At 73.1% G+C, this 25,867-nt stretch carries 19 protein-coding genes; 6 read left to right on the forward strand and 13 right to left on the reverse strand.

Translation table 11 applies throughout. The annotated features are described in order from the left end of the window. Window positions 1–72: 72 nt before the first annotated feature. A complete protein-coding gene (locus LDL48_RS34385; protein ID WP_225259312.1) occupies window positions 73–3,129 on the reverse strand; it encodes an Rne/Rng family ribonuclease in 3,057 nt (1,018 codons plus the stop codon). 127 nt (window positions 3,130–3,256) lie between these two features. Further along, window positions 3,257–4,066: a TIGR03936 family radical SAM-associated protein gene (locus tag LDL48_RS34390; RefSeq protein ID WP_225259343.1), complete on the reverse strand. Its 810-nt coding sequence runs from the start codon at window positions 4,064–4,066 to the stop codon at window positions 3,257–3,259. Window positions 4,067–4,117: 51 nt separating this feature from the next. Between LDL48_RS34390 and LDL48_RS34395 the strand changes: the two genes are divergently transcribed. Next, window positions 4,118–5,185, forward strand: coding sequence for a glucose-1-phosphate thymidylyltransferase (locus tag LDL48_RS34395; protein ID WP_225259313.1), 1,068 nt, complete (start codon window positions 4,118–4,120; stop codon window positions 5,183–5,185). Further along, window positions 5,182–6,144: a dTDP-glucose 4,6-dehydratase gene (gene rfbB, locus LDL48_RS34400; protein WP_225259314.1), complete on the forward strand. Its 963-nt coding sequence runs from the start codon at window positions 5,182–5,184 to the stop codon at window positions 6,142–6,144. Before LDL48_RS34395 ends, rfbB begins: the two co-directional genes overlap by 4 nt. Here rfbB and LDL48_RS34405 read toward each other — a convergent pair. Together LDL48_RS34405 and LDL48_RS34410 are read right to left on the reverse strand one after the other, a co-directional pair. Continuing rightward, entirely contained in the window at window positions 6,131–6,535 is a 405-nt protein-coding gene (locus LDL48_RS34405) for a GtrA family protein (protein WP_225259315.1), read from the reverse strand. The genes rfbB and LDL48_RS34405 overlap by 14 nt on opposite strands. Window position 6,536: 1 nt before the next feature. Further along, on the reverse strand, window positions 6,537–7,247 hold the full coding sequence (locus LDL48_RS34410) for a class I SAM-dependent methyltransferase (RefSeq protein WP_225259316.1): 711 nt from the start codon (window positions 7,245–7,247) through the stop codon (window positions 6,537–6,539). A 157-nt stretch (window positions 7,248–7,404) separates the two neighbouring features. Here LDL48_RS34410 and LDL48_RS34415 point away from each other — a divergent pair, with 157 nt between their 5' ends. Beyond that, on the forward strand, window positions 7,405–8,376 hold the full coding sequence (locus LDL48_RS34415; protein ID WP_225259317.1) for a glycosyltransferase family 2 protein: 972 nt from the start codon (window positions 7,405–7,407) through the stop codon (window positions 8,374–8,376). Here LDL48_RS34415 and LDL48_RS34420 read toward each other — a convergent pair. Further along, window positions 8,370–8,885, reverse strand: coding sequence for a GNAT family N-acetyltransferase (locus LDL48_RS34420; RefSeq protein WP_225259318.1), 516 nt, complete (start codon window positions 8,883–8,885; stop codon window positions 8,370–8,372). The genes LDL48_RS34415 and LDL48_RS34420 overlap by 7 nt on opposite strands. 92 nt (window positions 8,886–8,977) lie before the next feature. On the opposite strand from LDL48_RS34420, the gene LDL48_RS34425 reads away from it, so the two are divergent. Both LDL48_RS34425 and LDL48_RS34430 read left to right on the forward strand, forming a co-directional pair. After that, window positions 8,978–9,973, forward strand: coding sequence for a beta-ketoacyl-ACP synthase III (locus tag LDL48_RS34425; protein ID WP_225259319.1), 996 nt, complete (start codon window positions 8,978–8,980; stop codon window positions 9,971–9,973). Between the two features lie 32 nt (window positions 9,974–10,005). Next, window positions 10,006–10,248, forward strand: coding sequence for an acyl carrier protein (locus LDL48_RS34430; RefSeq protein ID WP_225259320.1), 243 nt, complete (start codon window positions 10,006–10,008; stop codon window positions 10,246–10,248). 5 nt (window positions 10,249–10,253) lie between these two features. Here the strand turns inward: LDL48_RS34430 and LDL48_RS44290 are convergent, their stop codons facing one another. Genes LDL48_RS44290 through LDL48_RS34460 form a run of 6 tightly spaced genes read right to left on the reverse strand, consistent with a single transcriptional unit; the run spans window position 10,254 to window position 19,253 of the window. After that, complete coding sequence (locus LDL48_RS44290) at window positions 10,254–12,512, reverse strand: hypothetical protein (protein WP_272493120.1); 2,259 nt, start codon at window positions 12,510–12,512, stop codon at window positions 10,254–10,256. Then, window positions 12,506–13,633, reverse strand: coding sequence for a dTDP-4-amino-4,6-dideoxygalactose transaminase (rffA, locus tag LDL48_RS34440; protein ID WP_225259321.1), 1,128 nt, complete (start codon window positions 13,631–13,633; stop codon window positions 12,506–12,508). The genes LDL48_RS44290 and rffA overlap by 7 nt, the downstream gene beginning before the upstream one ends. Window positions 13,634–13,655: 22 nt before the next feature. Next, entirely contained in the window at window positions 13,656–15,608 is a 1,953-nt protein-coding gene (locus LDL48_RS34445) for a TIGR03960 family B12-binding radical SAM protein (protein ID WP_225259322.1), read from the reverse strand. 20 nt (window positions 15,609–15,628) lie between these two features. Further along, window positions 15,629–15,970: an STAS domain-containing protein gene (locus LDL48_RS34450; RefSeq protein WP_225259323.1), complete on the reverse strand. Its 342-nt coding sequence runs from the start codon at window positions 15,968–15,970 to the stop codon at window positions 15,629–15,631. Further along, complete coding sequence (locus LDL48_RS34455) at window positions 15,967–18,444, reverse strand: SpoIIE family protein phosphatase (RefSeq protein WP_225259324.1); 2,478 nt, start codon at window positions 18,442–18,444, stop codon at window positions 15,967–15,969. The genes LDL48_RS34450 and LDL48_RS34455 overlap by 4 nt, the downstream gene beginning before the upstream one ends. A 17-nt stretch (window positions 18,445–18,461) precedes the next feature. Next, window positions 18,462–19,253, reverse strand: a complete 792-nt coding sequence (locus LDL48_RS34460) for an alpha/beta fold hydrolase (RefSeq protein WP_225259325.1) — start codon at window positions 19,251–19,253, stop codon at window positions 18,462–18,464. A 146-nt stretch (window positions 19,254–19,399) separates the two neighbouring features. Here LDL48_RS34460 and LDL48_RS34465 point away from each other — a divergent pair, with 146 nt between their 5' ends. Beyond that, a complete protein-coding gene (locus LDL48_RS34465; protein WP_225259326.1) occupies window positions 19,400–21,697 on the forward strand; it encodes a hypothetical protein in 2,298 nt (765 codons plus the stop codon). A gap of 86 nt (window positions 21,698–21,783) precedes the next feature. Here LDL48_RS34465 and LDL48_RS34470 read toward each other — a convergent pair whose 3' ends face one another. After that, window positions 21,784–22,470 carry a lysophospholipid acyltransferase family protein gene (locus LDL48_RS34470; protein WP_225259327.1) on the reverse strand — a complete coding sequence of 229 codons (687 nt, stop codon included), beginning with the start codon at window positions 22,468–22,470 and terminating at the stop codon, window positions 21,784–21,786. A gap of 140 nt (window positions 22,471–22,610) precedes the next feature. Continuing rightward, window positions 22,611–25,724: an isoleucine--tRNA ligase gene (gene ileS / locus LDL48_RS34475; RefSeq protein WP_225259328.1), complete on the reverse strand. Its 3,114-nt coding sequence runs from the start codon at window positions 25,722–25,724 to the stop codon at window positions 22,611–22,613. Window positions 25,725–25,867: the final 143 nt, after the last annotated feature.

A 25,867-nucleotide genomic window follows, 5' to 3' on the forward strand; every position in this document is an offset into this window, starting at 1 on the left:
GGGTAACCGACATCGATGACGACGGACGGCTCGGTAGTTAACTTTCTTTACCGAGCCGTCCGGAGCATCCGATCAGGGGCGGGTACGGCGCCGGGCTCCCCCGCGCCGCGACCGCCGCCGGCCGCCGGCACCGGCACCCACCGGCTCGTCGTCCTCGTCGTCGTCCGCGGCGTCCGGGTCGTCGACGCCGGTGATCTGCAGAGCCTCGGTGTCCGTCTCGTACCGGGACAGGTCGTACCCGCTCATGTCGTAGTCGTCACCGTCGTTGCCGGCGGGCGCCGGCGGGGCCGGGACGACGACGCCGGAACCGGCGTCCGGGGGAAGGCCCGCGGCCACCGCCGCCGGTCCGCTCTCCTCGGCCGGCGCGTCCGGAGTCTCCACCGGCGTCGCCGCCGGTGCCTCGACCACGGCCGCCGGTGCCTCGACCGGCGTCTCGACCGGCGCGCTCTCCCCGCCGCCGCGACGGCGCCGCGACTTGGTGGCCGGCGGCGTTTCCGTGCGGGCCGCCGCCGCGACCGCCTTCACCTGGGTCACCGCGCCCTGCGCCCGCTTCTCCGGCACCGGCTCGGTGTGGATGAGCAGGCCGCGACCCTTGCACGCCTCGCACGTCTCGGTGAACGCCTCCAGCAGGCCGGCGCCGATCCGCTTGCGGGTCATCTGCACCAGACCCAGCGAGGTGATCTCGGTGACCTGGTGCTTGGTCCGGTCCCGGCCCAGGCACTCGGTCAGCCGGCGCAGCACCAGGTCGCGGTTGCTCTCCAGCACCATGTCGATGAAGTCGATCACCACGATGCCGCCGATGTCCCGCAGCCGCAGCTGCCGGACGATCTCCTCGGCCGCCTCGAGGTTGTTCCGGGTGACGGTCTCCTCCAGGTTGCCGCCGGCACCGGTGTACTTACCGGTGTTGACGTCCACCACGGTCATCGCCTCGGTACGGTCGATCACCAGGTGACCGCCGGAGGGCAGGAAGACCTTGCGGTCCAGGCCCTTGAGGATCTGCTCGTCGATCCGCTTCTCGGCGAACACGTCGTTGACCCCGGTGTGCCGGTGCAGGCGCTCCACCAGGTCCGGAGAGACCGAATTCAGGTAGCTCTCGACCTCGGTGTAGACCTGCTCGCCCTCGACGATCAGCTCCCGGAAGTCCTCGTTGAACAGATCCCGGACCACGCGGATGACCAGGTCGGGCTCCTCGGACAGGGCCCGCGGGGCGTTGCCCTCGGCGGCCCGGGCCTGGATGTCCTCCCACTGCGCCTGCAGCCGCTTGACGTCGCGGGCCAGTTCGTCCTCGCTGGCGCCCTCGGCGGCGGTCCGCACGATCACCCCGGCGCCGTCCGGCACCAGCTTCTTCAGCACGTCGCGCAGCCGCTTGCGCTCGTTCTCCGGCAGCTTGCGGCTGATCCCGGAGGCGTTGCCGTTCGGTACGTACACCAGGTGCCGGCCGGAGAGCGCGACGTGGCTGGTGAGCCGCGCGCCCTTGTGCCCGATCGGGTCCTTGGTGACCTGCACCAGCACCGAGTCGCCGGACTTCAGGGCCTGCTCGATCGAGCGGGCCCGGCCCTCCAGCCCGGTGGCGTCCCAGTTGACCTCGCCCGCGTAGAGCACCGCGTTGCGGCCCCGGCCCACGTCGACGAAGGCCGCCTCCATGCTCGGCAGGACGTTCTGCACCTTGCCCAGGTAGACGTTGCCGACCATGGTCCCGGAGGTGGTCCGGGAGACGTAGTGCTCGACCAGGACGCCGTCCTCGAGCACGGCGATCTGGATCCGGTCCGGCTTCTGGCGGACCACCATGACGCGGTCCACGGCCTCACGGCGGGCCAGGAACTCCGACTCGCTCAGGATCGGCGGGCGGGTCCGGCGCTGCTCGCGGCCGTCCCGGCGGCGCTGGCGCTTGGCCTCCAGCCGGGTCGAGCCGGAGACGCCCTGCACCTCGTCGGTACGGCGCGGCTCGCGCACCCGCACCACGGTGTGCACGCCGTCCTCGATGCCGCCGGCCTCGGAGTCGCCGGCACCGCCCTTGCGGCGGCGACGACGCCGGCGCCGGGTGACGCCGTCACCGTCGTCGGACTCGTCGTCGTCCTCGGCCTCGGCCTCCGCGGTGGCCTCCGCGGACTCGGTCTCGCCCTCGGCGTCGTCGCCGTCCTCGGCACCGCCCTTGCCGCGGCCACGGCCCCGGCGTCCCCGGCGGCGACGGCGCCGGCCGGCGGCCGAGTCGTCGTCGTCCAGGTCGTCCTCGGCGCCGTCCGCGACCTCGTCGGCCGCGTCGTCCGGCTCGTCCACGGCCGGGTCGACGGTCTCCACGGACTGGTCCGCCTCGACCGGCTCCTCGGCCGCGCCGCGCCGCCGACGGCGGCTCTTGCGCGGGGCCTCGACCGGCTCCTCCGCGGTGGTCTCGGCGGCGGTCTCGTCGACCGGCGTCTCGTCCAGCGCGGCGGACCGCCGGCTCCGGCGGGCCGCCGGTGCGGGCTCGGGGATCGCGTCGGGCTCCGGCGGCATGAACAGCACGACCGGCGGCACGGCGGCCTTGCGGCGCCGGCGCGGGGCGGGCTCCTCCTCGACCAGTTCGTCGTCGAGCGGCAGCACACCGATCACCGGCGTGGTGGTCCCGGGCTCGGGCGTGACCTCCGCCACGGGGACCGGGGTCTGGTCCTCGGTCGCGCTCTCGTCCTCGGCCGGAGTGACCGGTTCCTCGGCCGGCGCGGCGGCTTCCTCGAGCGGCAAGGCGGCTTCCTCGACCGGCGCGGCGGCCGGAACGGCCTTCTTGCGGCGGCTACGGGTGGCCTTGACCGGCGCGGCCGGCTCGGTGGCCTGGCCCGGCGCGGCCGGCTCGGTGACCGAGGCGATCACCGGGTCGGCGGCCGCTTCGGCGTCCTCGGGTCCGGCGGCCGGAGCCGCGGCCGGAGCGGTCGCCTTCCGCCGCCGCCGGGCCGGAGCGGCGGGCACGTCGGCCGCCGCGTCGGCCTCGATGGCGGCACCCGGCTCGACCGGGGCGGTACCCGGCTCGGCCGGGGGCGTGGCCTTCTTGCGCGCCCGGGTGCGGCGCACGGGTGTGGTGCTCTCGGTGGCGGCATCGCCGGGCGGAGAAACGTTCACTCCGTCCCGTTCACCGCCCTGGGGCTCGTTATCGAGCATCGGGCGCTCTCCAGTTCTGGCGGCCCCGGGCGCGGGTGAGCGCTGCCACGCAGGGTCGCCGCAAGTTTTTCGGGCCCGTCCCGTGCGGACCGGCTGCCGAAGTCTGCCAGGCGGACGCCGGCCGGAATCAGCTGGCGCCCCCGATGGAAGCGTCCTCGCGATCCACATCCAACGGATCGACGATCTCCCCCTGCGGGGTGAGCGTGCCCTGCGCCAGCCGGGTCGCACGAGGCGGCACCGGCGGCTCCAGGCCAGCCACCACGCGCAGGCCGGAAAGGACGTCATCGGGTCGAACGGCGGGCGTGACCTGCCGTACGACAAGGTCGATTATCGCACACCGTGCAGCCGCGGCCCCGGAAGGTGCACCAGACTGGTTCGTCACAGCGATCCGGGCCACCGCCTGCCGCGCGTCGAACGACCGGCGGCCCTGTTTGGTCATACGTTCCACCAGCACCTCCTCCGCGCCGAGGAACGCGTCGACCGCCTTCTGCGCGACCGCCGGGTCCACGTCCGGCAGCTCCAGGTGCCAGTGTGAGGCGTCGATCCGGTCGGCCAGGCTGCCCGGGCCGGCGACCACCGCGTCCAGCACGTCCAGGCCCGGCGACAGCGCGGCGTCCAGGGCCGACCGCAGCGCGTCCGGGTCCACCGGGGCCTGCAGGCCGATCTCCAGGTACTCCGCCTCGCTGGCCACGCCGGTGGGTGCGGCGCTCGCGTACGAAATCTTGGGGTGCGGGGTGAAGCCCTGGGAGAACGCGATCGGCACGGCGGCCCGGCGCAGCGCGCGCTCGAACGCCCGGGCGAAGTCCCGGTGCGAGGTGAACCGCAGCGGGCCGCGCTTGGCGTACCGGATCCTGATCCGCTGGACGACCGGGGCCTGGCCGCCGACGGGCTGGTTCTTGGCGATCGTGGCGCTCCTTCGTGAGTCCGTGCGGCCCATCATCCCCTGCCCCACCGGCGACCGCCGAACCGCCTGGTCGTTGAGCCGGTCATGAAAGCTCTCGTCCTCGCCGGCGGCCGTGGCACCCGGCTGCGGCCGCTCACCAACACGTCCGCCAAGCAGTTGTTCCCCGTGGCCAACAAGCCGGTGCTGTTCTACGGGCTGGAGGCGATCCGCGACGCCGGCATCGTCGACGTGGGCATCATCGTCGGCGACACCGCGGCCGAGGTACGGCAGGTGGTCGGCGACGGCGCGCAGTTCGGGCTGCGGATCACGTACATCCCGCAGGAGGCGCCGCTCGGCCTGGCGCACTGCGTGCTGATCGCCCGGGACTTCCTGGGCGACGACGACTTCGTCATGTACCTGGGCGACAACTTCCTGGTCGGCGGCATCCAGGAGCTGGTCGCGGCGTTCACCGAGGGCGACTACAGCGCCCAGATCCTGCTCACCCCGGTGGACGATCCGCGCTCGTACGGCGTCGCCCAGCTCGGCCGCAGCGGGCAGATCGTCGGGCTGGCGGAGAAGCCCGACCAGCCGGCCAGCGACCTGGCGATCGTCGGGGTCTACCTGTTCACCTCGGCGGTGCACGAGGCGGTCCGGGCGATCCGCCCGTCGGCCCGCGGCGAGCTGGAGATCACCGACGCGGTGCAGTGGCTGATCAGCAACGGCTACCACGTGCACTCGCACCTGATCACCGGCTACTGGAAGGACACCGGCCGGGTGCGCGACATGCTGGAGTGCAACCGCATCGTGCTGGAGTCGATCCAGACCCGGATCCGCGGGACGGTGGACGACCGTACCGAGATCACCGGACGGGTGGTGATCGAGCCCGGTGCGGTGGTCGAGGCGTCGGTGCTGCGCGGCCCGGTGGTGATCGGCGCGGACACCAAGATCGTTGGTTCCTACCTGGGCCCGTTCACCTCGATCGGCGACCGGTGCACGGTGGAGGACGCCGAGGTGGAGTACTCGATCGTGATGAACGCCTCGACCGTGCGCGGGGTGTCCCGGATCGAGGCGTCGCTGATCGGCAAGGGCGTCGAGGTGACCCCGGCGCGGGCCACCCCGAACACCCACCAGCTGGTGATCGGCGACCACAGCACGGTCCGGCTGCGCGGATGAGGGTCCTGGTCACCGGCGGTGCCGGTTTCATCGGATCGCAGTTCGTCCGGGACCTGGCCGGCGGCGGCTGCCCGGGGTACGAGGACGCCCAGGTCACCGTGCTGGACAAGCTCACCTACGCGGGCAACCTGGCGAACCTGGCCGGGTACGACGGGTACGAGTTCGTCCGCGGCGACATCGCCGATCCGCACCTGCTGGCCACCGTCCTGCCCGGGGTGGACGTGGTGGTCAACTTCGCCGCCGAGACGCACGTGGACCGCTCGATCACCGACCCGGCGGCGTTCCTGCGGGCCAACGTGCTCGGCGTGCAGCATCTGCTGGACGCCGCCCGGGCCGCCGGGGTGACGACGTTCCTGCAGGTCTCCACGGACGAGGTGTACGGGTCGATCGCCTCCGGGTCCTGGCCGGAGACCGATCCGCTGCTGCCGAACTCGCCGTACGCGGCCGCGAAGGCCGGCGCCGACCTGCTGTGCCGCGCCTACCACCGGACGTACGGCATGGACGTGCGGATCACCCGGTGTTCCAACAACTACGGGCCGTACCAGTATCCGGAGAAGGTCATCCCGCTGTTCGTGACGAACCTGCTGCGCGGGCAGCCGGTGCCGCTCTACGGCGACGGCCGGAACCGGCGGGACTGGCTGCACGTCGCGGACCACTGCCGGGGCATCCGCCTGGTGCTGGCCAAGGGCGCGCCCGGGGAGGTCTACAACATTGGCGGGGGCACCGAGTTGTCCAACGCCGAGCTGACCCGCCTGCTGCTGGACGCCTGCGGCGCGGACTGGTCGATGGTCCGGCACGTGGCCGACCGGCCCGGACACGACCTGCGCTACTCGGTCGACACCAGCAAGATCGAGGCCCTGGGGTACGCCCCGGAGGTGCCGTTCCAGACCGGGCTCGGCGACGTGGTCCGGTGGTACCGCGACCGGCCGGACTGGTGGGAGCCGCTCAGGAACCGCTGAGCGGGCGGAACGCCCACAGCCGGCTGGCCTGGTAGTTGATCAGTGGGCCCAGCACGATGATCACGGCCTGCGCCAGCAGCGGGTGCAGGCCGCCCACCTCGACCAGCGCCCACAGGCCGCCGAGGCTGAAGACCAGCGCCCACAGGCATACCAGGTAGAAGCGCAGGAATCCGGCGAGCAGCGGCCCGGTGGCCCGGAACACCACCGAGCGGTACAGCGGGTAGGTGCCGATCGCGGTGAGCGTGCTGGCGACCGTCGCGATCACCAGGTACGGCACCCAGCGGGAGACGGTCAGCCAGCCGACGGTGAAGAGCGCGTAGAACAGCAGCGCGCCGGTGCTGCCGGCGAAGACGTAGCGGACCCGCCGGTCCGCGGCGAGGGCGGCGAGCACGTCAGCGCGGCCGGTGCGCGCGCAGCATCAGCGACACACCGGGCATTGACCGCACCGGCAGCATCCGCTCGGCCAGCACCGCGGCCCGGAGCGCCGTGTTCAGCAGCGGGGACACCGGCGCGAGCTGGCTGCCGGCCGCCCGCCGGCGGGTCAGCGCCACCGCGGGGCGGAGCAGGACGTTCCAGCTCCACAGCTCGTCGATCTGCAGCCCGGCCTTGGTGAGCACCCGGGTCAGGCCGTCCCGGTCGTACCGCCGGAAGTGGTACGCGGCGACGTCGTGCGCCGACCACAGCCGCATGTCCGCCGGGACGGTGACCAGCAGCGTCCCGCCCGGGCGCAGCACCCGGCGGATCTCCGCGACGGCCAGGTAGTCGTCCTCGATGTGCTCGATGACGTCGAACGCGGTGACCAGGTCGACGGTCCCGGCGCGCAGCGGCAGGTTGGTCGCGTCGCCGCGCAGCACGGTCAGCCCCCGGGTCCGGGCCACGTCGGCACCGTCCGCGCTGTACTCCAGCGCGATCGGGCGCCACCCGTGCCGGCGCAGCACCCGGGTGTTACCGCCGGCGGCGGCGCCGATGTCGAGCGCGGCGCCGGGCACCACACCGGACCGGGCGAGGGCGCGGACCCAGCGGGCGAGGATGGCCCGCCGCTCCTGGAACCACCAGTGGTGATCCTCGAGCTGGGCGATGCGATGAATGTCGCTGGCGTCCATCGGGCCCCTTCCTGTCGGCGCCGGAGGCGGCGGGAACACGCGCACTGGCCAACGACCGAACCACGGCAGAGTCGCCCTACATCACGCAAATCGGTCGATCGCGTTGTACCTGACAGCACCGTCGTCACCCGCGCCGCCTCGACAAGGAAGTCGTCTCGTGTCTGTCTCGGTCGTCGTCCCCTGCTACCGGTCCGCCGCCACGCTGCCCGCGCTGGCCGCCCGCATCCACGACGTGTTGCCGGCCCACGTGACCGACTTCGAGATCGTGCTCGTGGTGGACGGCGGCGACCGGGAGACCTGGACCACCGCGGCCGGCCTCGACCGGGGCAGCCGGCACGTCCGGGCGCTCCGGCTGAACCGCAACTACGGTCAGCACAACGCGCTGCTCGCCGGCGTACGGGCGGCCCGGCACGACGTGGTGGTCACCATGGACGACGACCTGCAGCACCGGCCCGAGGAGATCCCGGCCCTGCTGGGCGCACTGACCGACGACGTCGACCTGGTCTACGGGGTGGCCGCCGACGAGGAACACGGCGTCGCCCGCAGCCTCGCCTCCCGGCTGGTGAAGGCCACGCTGCAGCGGACCATGCGGGTCGGCAAGGCGCACCGGCTCAGCGCGTTCCGTGCCTTCCGGACGTTCCTGCGCACCGGATTCACCCAGCTGCACGGGTCCCAGGTGAGCCTCGACGTGGCGTTGTCCTGGTGCACCACGGACATCGCCGCGGTCACCGTGCGGATGGACGAGCGGGCCGTGGGCCGGTCCAACTACACCGTACGGATGCTGATCCGGCACACGCTGAACATGGCGTTCGGCTACTCCACCGGCCCGTTGCGCCTGGTCACGTACCTCGGGATCGGGGTCGGCGTGCTCGGACTGGCCCTGCTCGGCCGGGTGCTCCACCTGTACTTCAGCGGCGAGACCACGGTCGCCGGCTTCACCACCCTGGCGTCCATGGTGGCGCTGTTCTCCGCGGCCCAGATGATCGCGACCGGGGTGCTGGGCGAGTACATCGGGCGCATCCACTCCCGCGGGCTGGGCCTGCCGACGTACGTCATCCGGCCCGGCGGTGCGGCCGGCTCGGAGCCCAGCGTCCCCGGGCAGGTCAGCCCGCAATCGGCCAGTCACTGACCGGCCGGAGCCCGCTCCGCGAGCCGTTCCATCCACACCACCCGGCACTCCCGGCCGTCGACCATGGCGGTGTAGCAGCGCTCCGGGACCGTCACGAACCCGGTGCGCCGGTGCAGTTCCAGAACCGCCCGGTTGTCCGCCAGCGTGCGCCCGCCGAGCACGGACAGCCGCAGCTCGTCGAAGGCGTACCGCACGGCCGCCCGCTCCAGCCCGATCCAGGCGGCGCTCAGCGTGCCGCGACTCCGCAGGCCGTCCACGTCCAGGAAGAAGCCCCACTCGGCCCGGCGCTCGACCGGGTCGTGATCGTTGATGGTGACCACCCCGCAGGCGGAGCCGGCGTGCTCGTACATCAGCACCCGCTCCGCCGGGTCCGCGGAGACCCGGTCCCACCACTGCCGGTGGTGCGCCGCGGTGATCTCCGCCCGGTAGAGGAAGTTCCGCCGCACCTCGGGGTGGTTACGCCAGGTCCGGATCGTCTCCACGTCGTGCTCGGTGGCGGGTCGCAGCATGCTCTCTCCTCCGGTTCGCCTCTGCAGGTCAACGAGGCACCGGCCGGTACGCGCCGTCGCCACGCAACGCCACCTCGATCGTTGGACCGGCCATGACCGCTGTACTCGCCGGTATCGGAGGCTGGCTGCCACCCTCCGTCGTCACCAACGCGGAGCTGGGCGCCCGGCTCGGCGTCACCGACGAGTGGATCCACAGCCGGACCGGGATCCGGCAACGGCACGTGGTCGACCCCGGCACCTCGACCGGGGACCTGGCGTACCAGGCCGGCGTGCGGGCGCTCAGGTCGGCCGGCGTCGACGCGGTGGACGTCGTTGTCGTCGCCACGGTCACCCCGGACCGGCCGATGCCGGGAACCGCGCCGGGCGTCGCCGCACGGCTGGGACTCGGCGGTGCCGCCGCGTTCGACGTCAACGCGGTGTGCGCCGGCTTCGTCTACGGGCTGGCCACCGGCGCCGCCATGATCACCGCCGGGATGGCCGAGCGGGCCCTGGTGATCGGCGCGGACGCCTACTCGAGCATCGTGCGCCCGGACGACCCGACCACCACGCCGCTCTTCGGCGACGGCGCCGGTGCCGTGGTGCTGCGCTCCGGCGACCCGGCCGAGCCGGGTGCCCTGGGCGCCTTCGACCTGGGCAGCGACGGCACCGCCGCGGACCTCATCACGGTGCCCGGCGGCGGGTCGCAGCAGCGCTCGGCGGGACGCCCGGCCGAGGCGGCGGACATGTACTTCACCATGCAGGGCCGGCTGGTGTTCAGCGCCGCGATCAAGCACATGGCCGAGTCGTCACGCACCGTCCTGACCCGGCTGGGACGTACCCCCGCCGACGTCGACCACCTGATCGGCCACCAGGCCAACGCCCGGATCCTGCGCGCCGTCGCGCGGGACCTGGAACTGCCGGAGGACCGGGTGGTGCTGAACATCGACCGGGTCGCCAACACCTCCGCCGCCTCCATTCCGCTCGCCATGTGCGACGCGGTCGCCGACGGCACCCTGCGGCCCGGGGAACTCGTGCTGCTCACCGCGTTCGGCGGCGGGCTGGCGTGGGGCTCCACCGCGCTGCGCTGGCCGTCCGTCACGCCGGCCTGACCACCCACCGGAAGAACCCACGGGAGACCGCCATGAGCACCGATTCCGACGTCGTCGACATCCTGGCCGAGACCGGCCGCATTCCCCGGGACCGCCTGCGGGCCGACGTCGCGCTGACCGACGTCGGCCTCGACTCACTGGCCCTGCTGGAGGTCGCGCTGGCGATCCAGAAGGACCTGGGCGTGGCGGTCGACGAGGCCGACGTCGCCCAGGTGGCCACGGTCGCCGAGCTGGTCGACCTGGTGCAGCGGACCGGGCGCCCGCGACCGGCCTGAGCCGGCTACCGGACCTGGTAGACCGCGATCTGACCGGCCCGGTAGCGCAGCCGCGCCACCCGGTCCAGACCGGCCCGGTCGTGTGCCCGGGTCCGGTCCACCACCAGCCACCGCACCCCGTACCGGGTGCGGAGCAGGCCCACGGTGGTCGCGCTGGGCCGGACGAAGGCCGCGTCGTTCTCGGCCAGCCGGGCGGGATCCCAGTACGGAACCCGCGCCACGCTCAGCCGGCGCGCGGCGGCGATCTCGTTGGCCGGCGGCGTGTACCCCCAGCCCTCCACCAGCACCCGCCGTTCCGCGTACGCGGCCAGCCAGAACTGACGCGGATCGCACGGTCCCGCCCGAAAGCGGCAGTGGCTGTTGGTGGCGAGCAGCTCGTCGGGTCCGGAGTGCTCGCGCAGCCACCGGCCGGCCGCCACCGCGCCGCGCGGCACCGCCGCGGGCACCGGCGACGCCGACGACAACCGGGGCGCGGACCCGGCCTGCAGCCGCTGCAGGGTGCTCTGCGCGTAGCCGATCGAGGTCGGCAGCACCGCGCCGATCAGCACGGCGCCGCCGGACAGCAGCGCCACCGACCGGGTGGCGCGCGGCCGGTGCAGCAGCAGGGCGGCGAGGGCCGCGACGGCCGGCGGCAGCGCGTACGGCCACAGGACCGCCAGCGGGCCACCGGACACCGGCCGGACCGGGCTGAGCCATTCGGCGGCCATCGTGACGACGGCGCCGCCCACCAGGGCCGCCGCCACCACCAGACGGTCCGGCCGGCGCACTCCCCCGGCCGGGACGCACGCCACCAGCGCGGCCACCACGAGCAGCGCCACGTACGGCCGGGCCGAGGTGAGGAAGTAGGTCTCCGAGCCGCCCATCTGCTGCGTCGACAGCACCACCGCCAGCGCACCCGTGGCGAGACCCGCGGACAGCACCAGCATCGGGTCGGTCCAGCCCCGGCGGCGGACCAGCAGCACCACCGCGGCGGCCACCGCGGACCAGGCGAGGGCCCAGGCGGCCAGGCCGAGGCCCAGGTGCCCGCCGGCCGCCGCCGAACCCCGCACCGACGCGAACGGCGCCGGGAACACCCCGGCGTCGCTGCCCCGGAACATGGTCAGCGCGACCACGGCGAAGGCGGCCACGGTGAGCCCGGCCGCCGCCGCGGCCCAGGTCTCGAACCGGCGCCGCAGCAGGCCGACGGCGAGCACGCTGAGCAGGCCGGCGACCAGCAACGGCGCGTACGTGGCCTTGGCACCGGTGGCGCCCAGCACGGCGAGCCCGAACACCACCCAGGAGCCCACCCGGGACCGTCCGCCGGGGTCGCGCAGATCCACCAGGCTCAGCAGGACCCCGGCGAAGAGCAGCCCGCCCAGCGTCTGGCTCGGGCTCAACCACATGGTCGCGGGGATGGCGGCCACCGGCACCTCGGTGACCGACCAGCCGGCCGGGTCCAGCGCGGTGGCGCCCAGCGCCAGGACCGCCGTCAGCGGGCCGGTCCACCACCGGCCCGGCAACACGCGCTGCGCCACCGCGGCGATCCCGACGACGAACAGCACGACCACCGGAAGCAGACCCAGACGGTACGTCAGCAGCTGCGGTTCGATCCCGGTCGACCAGCTCGCCGCCGCCCAGTCGGCGTGCACGAACCAGTGGTACGACAGCGGCACCCCGGCCACCGAGGGACTCTGCGGCGGCAGGTGGTGCCGCAGCTCGGCGGCGAGCGACTGGTGAAACACCATGTCCGGGTAGGGGTGGGCGGATCCGGGCCAGGCCAGCCCGTGCGGCGCCCAGTAGGTCACCGCCGCCCACCCGACCAGCGCCAGGCACAGCGCCGCCACCGAGATCGACCACCGGACGTCGGCCGGCCGGCCGCTGCCCCGCCAGTACCGGCGCAGCCCCGGCACCGCCAGAAACGCGACGATGCCCGCACCGGCCGCGACCACATGCAGGTACGGGAAGCCCGCCGCACGACCGAGCAGATACCAGCCGATCTCCAGGACGTAGCCGAGCGTCGCACCGCCGACCAGATCCACCGGCAGCGGGCCCGGCCCGCCCCGCAGCGACCGCCACAGCAGGACGCCCGGAATCAGCACCACGACCAGAAGGTGGCCGGCGAACCGCGCCTGCACGCCGAGACCCACGTCGGCGCCGCGCAGCAGCACCACCGCCGCGCACAGCACCAGCGCCCCCGGCACCAGCCGCAGCGGGCGGCGCGGAACCCGCGGCACCACCGGGGCGGGTGCGGTGGGCCGCTCCTGGTCACCGGTCCGGGTCAGCATCCGGCGAACCGGTACGCCGTCACCGCGTCCACCACCCGCCCGACGTCGCTGTCCGTCAGACCGGCGTGCACCGGAAGCCGGACCAGCCGGTCCGCCACGTCCTCGGTCACCGGGCACCCGCCCGGCCCGGTACGCCCGTACCGCTCCCCCGCCGGGGCACCGTGCAGCGGCTGGTAGTGGAACGTGCCCTGCACGCCCCGGTCGGCCAGGTGCCGCAACAGCGCCTGCCGCTCCGCCAGGTCCCGAACCAGCAGGTAGTACAGGTGGGCGGGGTGTTCGCAGCCGGGTGGCACGGTCGGCCGCACCACGTCCAGGCCGGCGAAGGCGGCCTGGTAGGTGTCCCACACCGCGTGCCGCCGCCGCTGGATCGTGTCGAACGCCTCCAGCTGGGCGGTCAGCCCGGCGGCCAGCACGTCCGACGGCAGATAGCTGGACCCCAGGTCCATCCACCGGTACTTGTCCACCTGGCCGCGGAAGAACCGGCTCCGGTCGGTGCCCTTCTCGCGCAGGATCTCGGCGCGTTCCGCGTACCGCTCGTCGTTGATCAGCAGCGCGCCGCCCTCGCCGCAGGACACGTTCTTGGTGGCGTGGAAACTCTGCGTGGCCATCGCGCCCAGCGACCCGAGCGGCCGCCCGCGGTAGGTGGCGCCGAGCCCGTGCGCGTTGTCCTCGACGACCGGGATGCGGTGGTGCCGGGCGACCTTCCCGATCGCGTCCATGTCACAGGCCACGCCGCCGTAGTGGACCACCACCACGGCCCGGGTACGGGACGTCACCGCCGCCTCCACGGCACGCTCGTCGATGTTGAGCGTGTCCGGGCGGCAGTCCACGAACACCGGCACGGCACCCCGCAGGACGTACGCGTTCGCGGTGGAGACGAAGGTGAACGACGGCATGATGACCTCGTCGCCGGGCCGCAGGTCCAGCAGCAGCGCGGTCAGTTCCAGCGCGTGCGTGCAGGACGTGGTGAGCAGCGCGGCACGGGCGCCGGTCAACGCGGTCAGCAGCGCGGTCGCGCGCCGGGTGAACGGGCCGTCGCCGGAGGTGTGCCCGGACGCGGCGGCCGAGGTGAGGTACTCCAGCTCACGGTCGGCGAGGAAGGGACGGTTGAACGGGATCACACCCGTTCAACCGTCCACGCCCCTAATGGGTGTGCGCGGGTGCCCGCAGACCGCTCACCGGGGTGAGCGGCAGCAGCTTCTTGCCGGTGGGACCGATCTGGATCTCGGTGTCCATGGACGGGCACACGCCGCAGTCGAAGCACGGCGTCCACCGGCAGTCGTCCTGCTCGAACTCGCTCTTCGAGTCCTGCCAGTCCTGCCAGAGCCAGTCCTTGTCCAGGCCCGAGTCCAGGTGGTCCCAGGGCAGCACCTCGAGCTGTTCGCGCTCGCGGGTGGTGAACCAGTCCAGGTCGACACCGAACTGCGGCAGCACCTCGGCGGCCGACTCCACCCACCGGGCGTACGAGAAGTGCTCGCTCCAGCCGTCGAAGCGCTGGCCCTTGTCCCAGGCCCGCTTGATCACCGCGCCGACCCGGCGGTCACCGCGGGACAGCAGTCCCTCGATCAGCGACGGCTCGCCGTCGTGGTACCGGTAGCCGATCGCCCGGCCCAGCGACCGGTCCGAGTTGATCTCCTGCTTGAGCATCCGGAGCCGGGCGTCGATGACCTCCGGCCGCTCCATCGGGGCCCACTGGAACGGGGTGTGCGGCTTGGGCACGAACCCGCCGATCGACACCGTGCAGCGGATGTCCTTGGTGCCCGCGGCGATCCGGCCGGCCTTGATCACCTCGTGCGCCATCCGGCCGATCTGCAGCACGTCGTCGTCGGTCTCGGTGGGCAGGCCGCACATGAAGTACAGCTTCACCTGCCGCCAGCCGTTCGAGTACGCCGTGACGACCGTCCGGATCAGGTCCTCCTCGGTCACCATCTTGTTGATGACCTTGCGGATCCGCTCCGAGCCGCCCTCCGGCGCGAACGTCAGACCGGTGCGGCGCCCGTTGCGGGACAGCTCCTGCGCCAGGTCGATGTTGAACGCGTCCACCCGGGTCGACGGCAGCGACAGCGAGACGTTGGTGTCGGCGTACTGCTCGGCCAGGCCGGAGCACATGTCACCGATCTCCGAGTGGTCCGCGCTGGACAGCGACAGCAGGCCCACCTCGTTGAACCCGGAGAACTCCAGGCCCTCCTTCACCATCTGCCCGACCGTGGTGATCGACCGCTCCCGCACCGGGCGGGTGATCATGCCGGCCTGGCAGAACCGGCAGCCCCGGGTGCAGCCGCGGAAGATCTCCACCGCATACCGCTCGTGCACGGTCTCGGCCAGCGGGACCAGGGGCTTCTTCGGGTACGGCCAGGCGTCCAGGTCCATCGTGGTGCGCTTGGCCACCCGGAACGGCACGTCCGGACGGTTCGGCACGACCCGCTGGATGCGGCCGTCCGGCAGGTAGTCGACGTCGTAGAAGCGCGGCACGTAGATCGACTCGGTGCGCGCCAGGCGCAGCAGCAGCTCGTCCCGGCCACCCGGGCGGCCCTCCGCCTTCCAGTCCCGGATGATCCCGGTGATCTCCAGGACCGCCTCCTCGCCGTCGCCCAGCACCGCGGCGTCGATGAAGTCCGCGATCGGCTCCGGGTTGAAGCTGGCGTGGCCGCCGGCCAGCACGATCGGGTGATCGGCGGTGCGGTCCGCCGAGTTCAGCGGGATGCCGGCCAGGTCGAGCGCGGACAGCATGTTGGTGTAGCCGAGTTCGGTGGCGAACGAGATGCCGAACACGTCGAACGCGCGCACCGGGCGGTGCGCGTCGACCGTGAACTGCGGGACGCCGTTCGCCTTCATCAGCGCCTCGAGGTCCGGCCACACCGCGTACGTCCGCTCGGCCAGCACGTCGGGCTGCTCGTTGAGCACCTCGTACAGGATCTGCACGCCCTGGTTGGGCAGTCCGACCTCGTAGGCGTCCGGATACATCAACGCCCAGCGCACGGTGGTGGCGTCCCAGTCCTTGACCACGGCGCCGAGTTCGCCGCCCACGTACTGAATGGGCTTGCTGACCCGGGGCAGCAGCGGTTCCAGCTGCGGGAAGACCGAAGTGACGCTCATGGGGCTCCAGGGTACGCCGATTACCCGGTCAGTCCGTCCGCGGCCTCGGCGACGTCGACCGCGAGCAGATCGTCACGGAACGCGCACAGCTGCAGGGTCATCCGCGCCGGGCCGCGTTCGCCCACCACCAGGCGGATCGGCGTGCCCAGCCGGTCCAGGTCGGCGACCAGCGCGTCCAGCAGGCGCACCCCGGCGCTGTCCAGGAACGCGACCGCGGTCAGATCGAGGAGGACGGCGCCGGCACCCCGCACACACGAGACGATCTCCCGGCCCATCGTCGGCGCGGTGGCCACGTCGAGGTCACCGGCCAGCCGGATCAGCTCGGCACGGCCCATCCGCTCGGACGTCACCTGCCCGGTCACGACTGGTCCCGCCGGATCCGCCGCATCGTCACCGTGGTGCCGTCGCTGCGGTCGAACGCCACGTGATCCATCACCTGGCGGATCAGCTGCAGGCCGCGGCCGCGGGCCACATCGACGTGGGCGTCCCGCCAGGTGCCGCGGTCGGACACCCGGATCTCCACCGCCTCGGTGGAGACCGTGGCGGTGACGTCGACGACCCCGAACGGGTCGTCGCGGTAGCCGTGCTCGATCGCGTTCGCCACCGCCTCCGAGCAGGCCAGCAGCACCGCCTGCGCACACTCGTCGCCGACCGAGTTGGTGGCCAGCCAGCCGCGCAGATCCTGCCGCAGCAGCCCGATCTGCACCGGGTCGGCGCCGATCGAGCGTTCCAGGCGCTGCTCGGCGCCCAGCGCGACGCAGAGCAGGCAGACGTCGTCGGCGTGCTCGCGGCCCGCCAGCAGGTCGGTCAGCCCGGCGGTCAGCCCCGGCATCGGCGCGTCGCAGCGGCGGGCGTACTCGGTGGCGAGCACCTCCAGGCCCCGGTCCAGCGGCCGGGTGCGCCGCTCGATCAGGCCGTCGGTGTACATCAGCAGCCGGCTGCCCGGATTCAGCCGGATGCGCTGCTCGATCCGCTCGGTGCGCCCGGAGCGGGAGCCGAGCGGCGCCGAACGGCCGTCCAGCAGGTAGCGCGGCGGGCGGGCCGGTTCGTACAGCAGGGGCGGCGGGTGACCGGCGCACACGTACGTCATCTCGCCGGAGTCCAGCGCGATCTCGGCGTACACCACCGTGGCCATCCGGGCGTTCTCGGCCCGCTCCACGAAGTGGTCCAGTCCCTGCAGCACCCGGGCCGGACCGGCCTCGGCGGACGCCAGCGCCCGGATCGCGCTGCGCAGCTGCCCCATCGTGGTGGCCGCCTCGATGCCCCGCCCGACCACGTCGCCGACCACCACCGCGAGCCGGTCCGGGCCGATCAGGAAGGAGTCGTACCAGTCGCCGCCGACCTCCAGGTCCCGCGCACCCGCCTGGTAGTGGGTGTCCAGCAGGAACCGCGGATCCTGCGGCGTCTCGTGCGCCAGCAGGCTGCGCTGCAGCGTCCGGGCGACGATCCGCTCCTGCTCGTAGAGGCGCGCGTTCTCCAGCGACAGCGCGGCCCGGTCGGCCAGATCGGTCAGGAACGCCCCCTCGGACACCCGGCGCAGCGCCGCCGTCGGCCGCAACGCCAGCGTGCCGAGCACCCGCCCGCGCACCACCAGCGGCTGGATCACGCAGCCGAGGCCCGCGGCGTCCCGATCCGGTTCGCCGGACACCGCGACCGCGGCGATCTGCCCGGCCAGCCGGTCCGGGTCCGGCGCCGGGCCACCCGCCTCCTCGGTCAGGCCGTCCGCGCCGACCTGCAACCACACCCGGGCCCAGTCGGCGATCTCCGGCACCAGCCGGTCCACCAGGCGGCGGGCCCGTTCGGTGAGCCGCTGCGTGCCCTCCAGCGCGTGCGTCGTCTCCACCAGGAACACCGCCCGGTCCTCCCGGCGCCGGGCCTGGTCGTACAGCCGGGCGCGGTCCAGGGCCTGCCCGGCGTGCTGGCCGAGCAGGCGGACCACCCGCAGCTCGCTGTCGGTCAGCTCCTTGGGCGCGGCGAAGCTGAAGCCGAGCACACCCAGCACCTCGGCGGCGGCCGGGTCGTCCGGGCACCCGGTGGTCATCGGCAGCAGCACCACCGTGCTGCGGCCCACCCGGACCATCTCGGAGGCCATGCCGTCGAAGTGCTCCTCGGCCTCCCGCACCGACCCGATCACGTGCAGGTCGCCGCGGCGGGCCACCTCCGCCACCACGTGCGCCGAGTCGAGCGCCAGGTCGCCGGTGCCGGTGGCCGGGTCGGTGCCGGCCACCGCGGCCAGCACCTCGCGGTGCTCGTCGACCAGCCAGACGCTGCTGCTGGTGGCGCCGAACGCCGGCCCCGGCGCGCGGACCACCGTCTCGGCCACCTCGGCCTGGGTCGGCGCCGCGGCCAGGTCCGCGACGATCTGCTGCAACACCCGGACCCGGCGTTCCGAGGCCTCCGCGGCGCGGCGCGCGGCCAGCAGCTCGCGTTCGTACCCGCGGCGCTCGGTGGCGTTGAAGATCGTCGTGCGGATCACCCGGGGCAGTCCCGCCGGGTCGCGGCCGAGCACGGAATTGACCAGCGTGGGCAGCCGCCGGCCGTCCGCGCAGATCATGTCGAAGGCGATCTCGTGCACGTCGTCCTGCATGCTCAGCAACGGCGCGTAATGCGTCTCGTGGTAGATCTGGCCGCCCGGGGTGAGCAGTTCCCGGAAGCGGCGACGGCCGATCAGTTCCCGGCGGGTGTAACCGGTCCAGCTCAGCAACGTCTCGTTCACCTTGACGATGGTGCCGTCCGGCAGCGTGGTGAGATAACCGCACGGGGCGTGGTCGTACAACTCCCCGGGATCCTCCTCCCACGGCAGCCGTACGTCATGCGTCACGTCAGGCTCACTCATCAGCCTCCCCGCCGCGGTTACAGCCAAGCCTTGATGGCCGCGACGGTCTCCTCGGGTGCGCTCAGATTGGGGCAGTGGCCGGTCGCGTGCAACTTGACGAACGTGCTGCCGGCAACGTGGCGGTGCACGTACTCGCCGACCGCCTCGGGTGCGATCACGTCGTCGCTGCACTGCAGAATCAGTGCGGGGGTACGTACCTTCGGCAGGTCGTCGCGGTTGTCCGAGAGGAACGTGACGCGGGCGAACTTGCCGGCCAGTTCCGGATCGGTACGGCAGAAGCTGTTGGTCAGCTCGGCACCCAGCTGCGGCCGGTCCGGATTCCCCATGATCACCGGAGCCATCACGCTGGACCAGCCGAGGTAGTTGCTGTCCAGCGACTCCAGCATCTCGTCGATGTCGGCATGCCCGAAACCGCCGACGTAACCCTCGTCGTCGAGATACCGCGGGGACGGCCCGACCAGCACCAGCCGGGCGAACCGCTCGGGCTCCCGCACCGAGGCCAGGACACCGATCATCGCGCTGACCGAGTGCCCCACGAACACCACGTCGTGCAGGTCGTAGTCGTCGATGATCTCCAGCACGTCGGTGGCGTAGCCGTCCAGCGTGGCGTACCGCCGCTCGTCGAACGCGGAAAGATCGGAATTGCCGCTGCCGACCTGGTCGAACAGCACGATCCGGTGCGTGTCGGCGAACGCCGGAGCCACGAACCGCCACATGTTCTGATCACACCCGAACCCGTGCGCGAACATCATCGGCGGCCCGGCCGGGTTCCCGGTCACGGTGACGGCGTTTCGCAGTCTCGTCTTCATCTCGAAGTCACGATACGACGCCGGAGCGTTTCCCACATCGCCCCGGTTGTCCGGCAATCCGGAACACGGCTTCGACGCCCGGGTGGCGGAGCGTTTCTAGCCTGGGGGAAGACGCCCGATCCGGGGCGTCGGAGGGAGATCGACGGATGGCCGACCAGCAGCCGGATGACATTCCGGCGGCCGGGCCCTCCCCTGCCGCCGGCGCCACCGGCGCCGCACCCGGCCGGGCCGACGTCCGGGCCACGGTCGAGCCCACCCGGATCGATGCCGCGGCCCGCCTCGAACCCACCCGCATCGACACCGGGGAGAACATCGACACCGGGGAGAACGCCGGGCCCTCCCCCGTCGATACCGGGAAGAACACCGAGCCCACCCGTGTCGATACCGGGAAAAACACCCAGCCCACCCGTGTCGATTCGGCCGGCCCGGCCGGGCGCACCGGCGCGCGAACGCCGGCCGATGCCGCACGGCCCGCCGAGGCGCGGACCCCGGCCGTCCCCACCGGGTCCGCCGCCGGTACCGGAAGCGACACCGCCCATCCCGGCGCCACCGGCGCCCGGTCCGGAGACACCCCGCCCGGTGGCGGCAGCGTCCCGGCCGTCCCCGCCGACACCGGTGCCGCGCCACCGGACCGCTTCACCCAGGCGGGTGACCCGACGCCGTCTGCCGCGGCCACCCCGCCGGGTGACACCGAGCCGCCCCGGAACGGCGGGCCGCCTCGCGCCCCCGAACCAGCCAAGAACACCGGTCTGTCGGGCGACGCCGGGCCGGCCATGGACACCGAGCCGACCAGAGACAACGGGCCGACCAGCGATAACGGGCCTACCAGAGACAACGGGCCGGCCAGGGACAACGGGCCGGTGCGCGACGCCACGCCGCCGGACGGCATCGCCGCCGTGACCGCGGACGCGCCGGTGCGCTGGGCCGGGTCGGCCCCGGTGCCGGCGGCTGCCCCCAAGCGGCCCTGGTGGTCACTACGCCGGACAGCGCCACCCGACCCCGAGCCGGAGGACGACTGGGGAACCACGCCGGCCGTCGACCCCTGGGCCGGACAGGACACCCCGTGGGACCTGCTGACGCCGCTGGAACCGATGCCACCGACCCGGCTCGACCAGGCGCTCCCGCCGTCCGGGACGGACCAGCCGCTCCCCCCGACCCGGATGGACCAGCCGCCGTTCCCCGCCTGGGCCGGCCAGCCAGACCCGAGGCCGGCGACCCGGATCGACCGACCGGACGCCCCGCCCCCGACCCGGATCGACGGGCCGCCCAAGACCCGGATCGACGGGCCGCCCAAGACGCGGATCGACGGGCCGCCCCCGACGCGGATGGACGGGCCGCCCAAGACCCGGGTAGACGGGCCGGCGGCCGCGACCACACCGGCCCAGGAGGCACGGCCGGACCCGGCCGCACTCCCCCTGGCCGCCCCGCCCCCGACCGAGCCACCACCACCGAAGCGCCGCTGGGGCTTCCGGCGCGCCAAGCCGCAACCGGCCCCCTCGGTGAACCGCCTCCCGGTCACCCCCCGCCCGGACGGCCCGCCGGCACCCGCGTCCCAGGCCGGCGCACTCCCGGCGTACCGACGCGACCCGTCCGCCTTCGGCGGCGGCCCACCCGCCTTCGGCGGCGCCCCACCCGCGTTCCGCGGCGGCCCGCCGGCCACGTCCCGCGGCGGCCAAACGCCCGGGTTCCGGGGCGGCCCACCACCCGGGTTCCGCGGCGGCCCACCGGCCAAGTCGCCACCCGGCCCGCCCCCGGCGTTCCGCGGTGCCCCGCCGGCTACCCGCCGCGGCGCCCCGGCCCCGCGCGGCAAACGCGGCCGGGTCGGCCCGCCCGCCCCGCCTCCCGTGACCCGGCGCCCAACGGCCGAACGCCCGCTCCCGCCGCCACCACGCCGGCGCCGCCGCTGGCCCCGCCGCCTGGCCCTGTTCACCCTGGCGGGCATCGCCTGCTGCTGCGGCATTCCCGCCTACTTCACCTGGCCGGCCGCCGGGCAGCACCCGGTGTCGGCGGTGCTGCCGGACACCGTGGCGGACCTCAGCCTGCGGGACGACCGGGCCAGCCGCCGCGCCGCCGACCGGCTCGCCGACGGGCTGCGGGAGTCCGGTTCCGGCGACGTGTACGCGGGCGTGTACCGCGACTCCGACGGCAAGCGGGTCACCATCGCGGTGACCACCGGGTTCCGGTTCCATCCGCAGTCCGACGTGGAGGCGGAGGTGGACCGGCTCGTGGCCGCGTACGACCTGCGCGACGTCTCCCGGTTCGACGCCGGTGAGTCCGGGGTGCACGAGCGCTGCGGTGTCGGCCGAGCCGGCGGCGGGGTCGTGGTGGCGTGCGCCTGGGCCGACCACGGCAGCCTCGCCACGGTGCTGCTGACCCGACGGTCGGTGGCGGACAGCGCCGAACTGACCGGCGTGTTGCGAAATGCGGTGCTGACCCGCGGCTGAACGCGCCAACCCGCCGGCCAACGATGCGACACCGACCCGCATCCCTACCGGCCGACGATGCGACACCGACCCGCGGCTGAACGCGCCTACTCGGCGGTCGGCGGTGTGGTGGTGCGCGGCGGCGCGTAGCGGGGCACGTACTCCTGGCCGGTCAGTTTTTGGATCTCCGCCATGACCTCGTCGGTCAGCGCGCGCAGCGAGGTGCGGTCGTCGGCCCGGCCGGTGGTCTCGATCGGCTTGCCGAAGCGGACGGTGATCACATTGCGCCGCAGTTTCGGGTACGGCTGGCCGATCGGCTGCACCTTGTCGGTGCCGAGCATGCCGACCGGGACGATCGGCACCCCGGCCGCCACCGCCAGCCGGGCCACGCCGGTCCGGCCGCGGTAGAGGCGGCCGTCGGGCGACCGGGTGCCCTCGGGGTAGACGGCCACCATGTCACCGCCGCGGAGCAGTGGGATGGCGCCGTCGAACGCGGTGAGCGCGGCGCGGCCACCGGCGCGTTCCACCTTGATCGCGCCGAGGCCGTGCATGAGTCCCTTGGTGAACATGCCGCCGATGCCCCTGCCGGCGAAGTACTCGGCCTTCGCCCAGAACGCGATGTGCCGGGGTACGACCGCGCCGAGGAACAGTTCGTCGGCGACCGAGAGGTGGTTGCCGGCGAAGATGGCGCCGCCGGTCGCGGGGATGTGCTCGAGTCCCTCGACGTGCGGCCGCCAGCCGGACATCAGTGCCTTGCCGACAGTGACTTTGCCGATTGAGTAGAGCAGCGGCAACGGGTTCCTCCGGTCGGGGACTGAACGTGGGGGGCGAAGTGAGGTTATCGGACGCGACCCCGGAAATCCGCGTTGATCTTGGTGCGGCGGCCCGGACATTCACCGCTTGGGCGGCAAATGTCCGGGCCGGGAGGCACGTATCACACGCGCGTGACCGTCACCGTTACCGTTTCGCCGTCGCCGACCTCACCGGCGAACCCGCCGGTCGCGTCGCCCAGGGTGAGCGACGTGGCCAGCGTTTCGGCGGCCACGAAGTCCCGGTGCGCCTCGACCGCCGCGGTCACCGGCCCGGAGGCCGCGACGGTCAGCGCGATCCGGTCCGACACGTCCAGGTCGGCGTCGCGCCGGGCCTGCTGCACCACCCGGATCACGTCGCGCGCCAGGCCCTCGGCGGCCAGTTCCGGCGTCACCGCGGTGTCCAGCACGACGACACCGGCACCGGCCGGCAGCGGCGCCGAGTTCTCCGCGTCCGCGGCCACCAGCTTCAGCTCGTACTCGCCCTCCTGCAGGGTCACGCCGGCGGCCACCGGTGCGCCGTCGACCAGTTCCCAGTCGCCGGACTTGACCGCCTTGATGACCTGCTGCACCTGCTTGCCGAGGCGCGGGCCGAGGGCCCGCGGGACCACGGTCAACACCTGTTCGCAGTACGTCGCCACGTCGTCGGTGAACACCACGTCCTTGACGTTGACCTCATCGGACAGCAGGTCCCGGAACGCGGCCAGCGACGCCGCCGGCCCGGTCGCCACGGTCAGCCTCGCCAGCGGCAGGCGTACCCGCAGCCCGCGCGCCTTGCGCAGGGACAGCGCCGCCGACGCCGCGTCGCGGATCGCGTCCATCGACGCGACCAGCTCGTGGTCGGCCGGGTAGCCGGACGGCGACGGGTAGTCGGTCAGGTGCACCGACCGCTCGCCGGTGAGTCCGCGCCAGATCTCCTCGGCGGTCAGCGGTGCCAGCGGCGCCACCACCCGGCACAGCGTCTCCAGCACCGTGGCCAGGGTGTCGAACGCGTCCGCGTCGCCGGCCCAGAACCGGTCCCGCGAGCGCCGCACGTACCAGTTGGTCAGCGCGTCCAGGTACGACCGGACGGACGCACACGCGCCCGAGATGTCGTACTCGTCCATCTGCCGTTCGACGTCCGCGACGAGTTCACCGGTCTTGGCCAGCACGTACCGGTCGAGCAGGTGGGTGGAGTCGCTGCGGAACCCGGCTTCGTAGCCGGCCGCGTTCGCGTACAGGCTGAAGAAGTACCAGACGTTCCACAGCGGCAGCAGCACCTGCCGCACCGCGTCCCGGATCGCCACCTCGGTGACCGGCATGTCGCCGCCGCGCAGCACCGGCGACGACATCAGCATCCAGCGCATCGCGTCCGACCCGTGCGTGTCGAAGACCTGGTACACGTCCGGGTAGTTGCGCAGGCTCTTGGACATCTTCCGGCCGTCCTCGCCCTGCAGGATGCCGTGGCTCAGGCAGTTGCGGAACGCCGGCCGGTCGAACAGCGCCGTGGCCAGCACGTGCATGGTGTAGAACCAGCCACGGGTCTGGCCGATGTACTCGACGATGAAGTCGCCCGGGTAGTGGTGCTCGAACCAGTCCTTGTTCTCGAACGGGTAGTGCACCTGGGCGAACGGCATCGACCCGGACTCGAACCAGCAGTCCAGCACCTCGGGCACGCGCCGCATCACCGACCGGCCGGTCGGGTCGTCCGGGTTCGGGCGGGTGAGCTGATCGATGTGCGGACGGTGCAGATCTGTCACCCGCACACCGAAGTCCCGTTCCAGGTCGGCCATCGACCCGTAGACGTCCACCCGGGGGTACTGCGGGTCGTCCGACTTCCACACCGGGATCGGCGAGCCCCAGAACCGGTTCCGGGAGATCGACCAGTCCCGCGCGTTGGCCAGCCACTTGCCGAACGAACCGTCCTTGATGTGCGCCGGGGTCCAGGTGATCTGCTGGTTCAGCTCGACCATCCGGTCCCGGAACCGGGTCACCGCGACGAACCAGGACGACACCGCCTTGTACACCAGCGGGGTGTCGCAGCGCCAGCAGTGCGGGTACGAGTGCGTGTAGCCGTCGTGCCGCAGCACCACGCCTCGCTCCTTGAGCGCCGCGATGATCGGCTTGTTCGCGTCGAAGACCTGCACGCCCTGGTAGTCCGGCACCAGCGCGGTGAACCGGGTGTGGTCGTCCACCGTGACCACGGTCGGGATGCCGGCCGCGTTGCAGGCCAGCTGGTCGTCCTCGCCGAACGCCGGCGCCATGTGCACCACGCCGGTGCCGTCCTCGGTGGTCACGAAGTCCGCGCCGAGCACCTGGAACGCGTTCTCGCCGCCGGGCTCGACGAGGTAGTCGAACAGCGGCGTGTACCGGCGCCCGACCAGGTCGCGGCCCAGCACGGTGCCGGTCTGCTCGTACCCCTCGAGTTCCTTGGCGTAGGCACCCACCCGGCCGGCGCCGAGCAGCAGCTTCTGCCCGTCCTTCTCCAGCACCGCGTACTCGATGTCCGGGCCGACGGCCAGCGCCAGGTTGGACGGCAGCGTCCACGGCGTGGTGGTCCACACCGCGATGTCCTCCCCGGTGTCGAGGCGGAACCGCACGGTCAGCGCCGGGTCGGTCCGGTCCCGGTACACGTCGTCCATCCGGGTCTCGGTGTTCGACAGCGGCGTCTCGCACCGGAAGCAGTACGCCAGCACCCGGAAGCCCTCGTACACCAGGCCCTTGTCGTGCAGCGTCTTGAACGCCCACATCACGGACTCCATGTAGTCCGGGTCGAGCGTCTTGTAGTCGTCGGCGAAGTCCACCCAGCGGGCCTGCCGGGTGACGTACCGCTCCCAGTCCTGGGTGTACGCGAGCACCGACGTCCGGCAGGCGTCGTTGAACTGCTCCACGCCCAGCGCCACGATCTGCGCCTTGGTGGTGATGCCGAGCTGCTTCTCCGCCTCCACCTCGGCGGGCAGGCCGTGGCAGTCCCAGCCGAAGCGGCGCTCCACGTGCCGGCCGCGCATGGTCTGGTAGCGCGGGACCACGTCCTTGACGTACCCGGTGAACAGGTGCCCGTAGTGCGGCAGCCCGTTGGCGAACGGCGGCCCGTCGTAGAAGACGTACTCGTTGCTGCCGTTCTGCCCGGCCGGGCGCTGGTCGACGCTGGCTTCGAACGTCTTGTCCGCCTGCCAGTGCTCCAGCACGGCGCGCTCGACGGCGGGCAGGTCGGGGCTCGCCGGTACGCCGGCGGCGTCGGTGTGCTTCGGGTAGGCCATCGTTCTCCTCGCAGCTCAGGTTCGACTGCGAGGACGAGCTCACGCCCGCGGTACCACCTCGCTTGACGGGGAATCCCGCCCGCTCGTCGCCGGATGCTGCGCGGTCCGGTGTCCGCCCGGTTCTACTGGGACCCCGTCTTCAC

The sequence above is a fragment of the Jidongwangia harbinensis genome (assembly GCF_020216025.1).
GTDB lineage: Bacteria > Actinomycetota > Actinomycetes > Mycobacteriales > Micromonosporaceae > Actinoplanes > Actinoplanes harbinensis.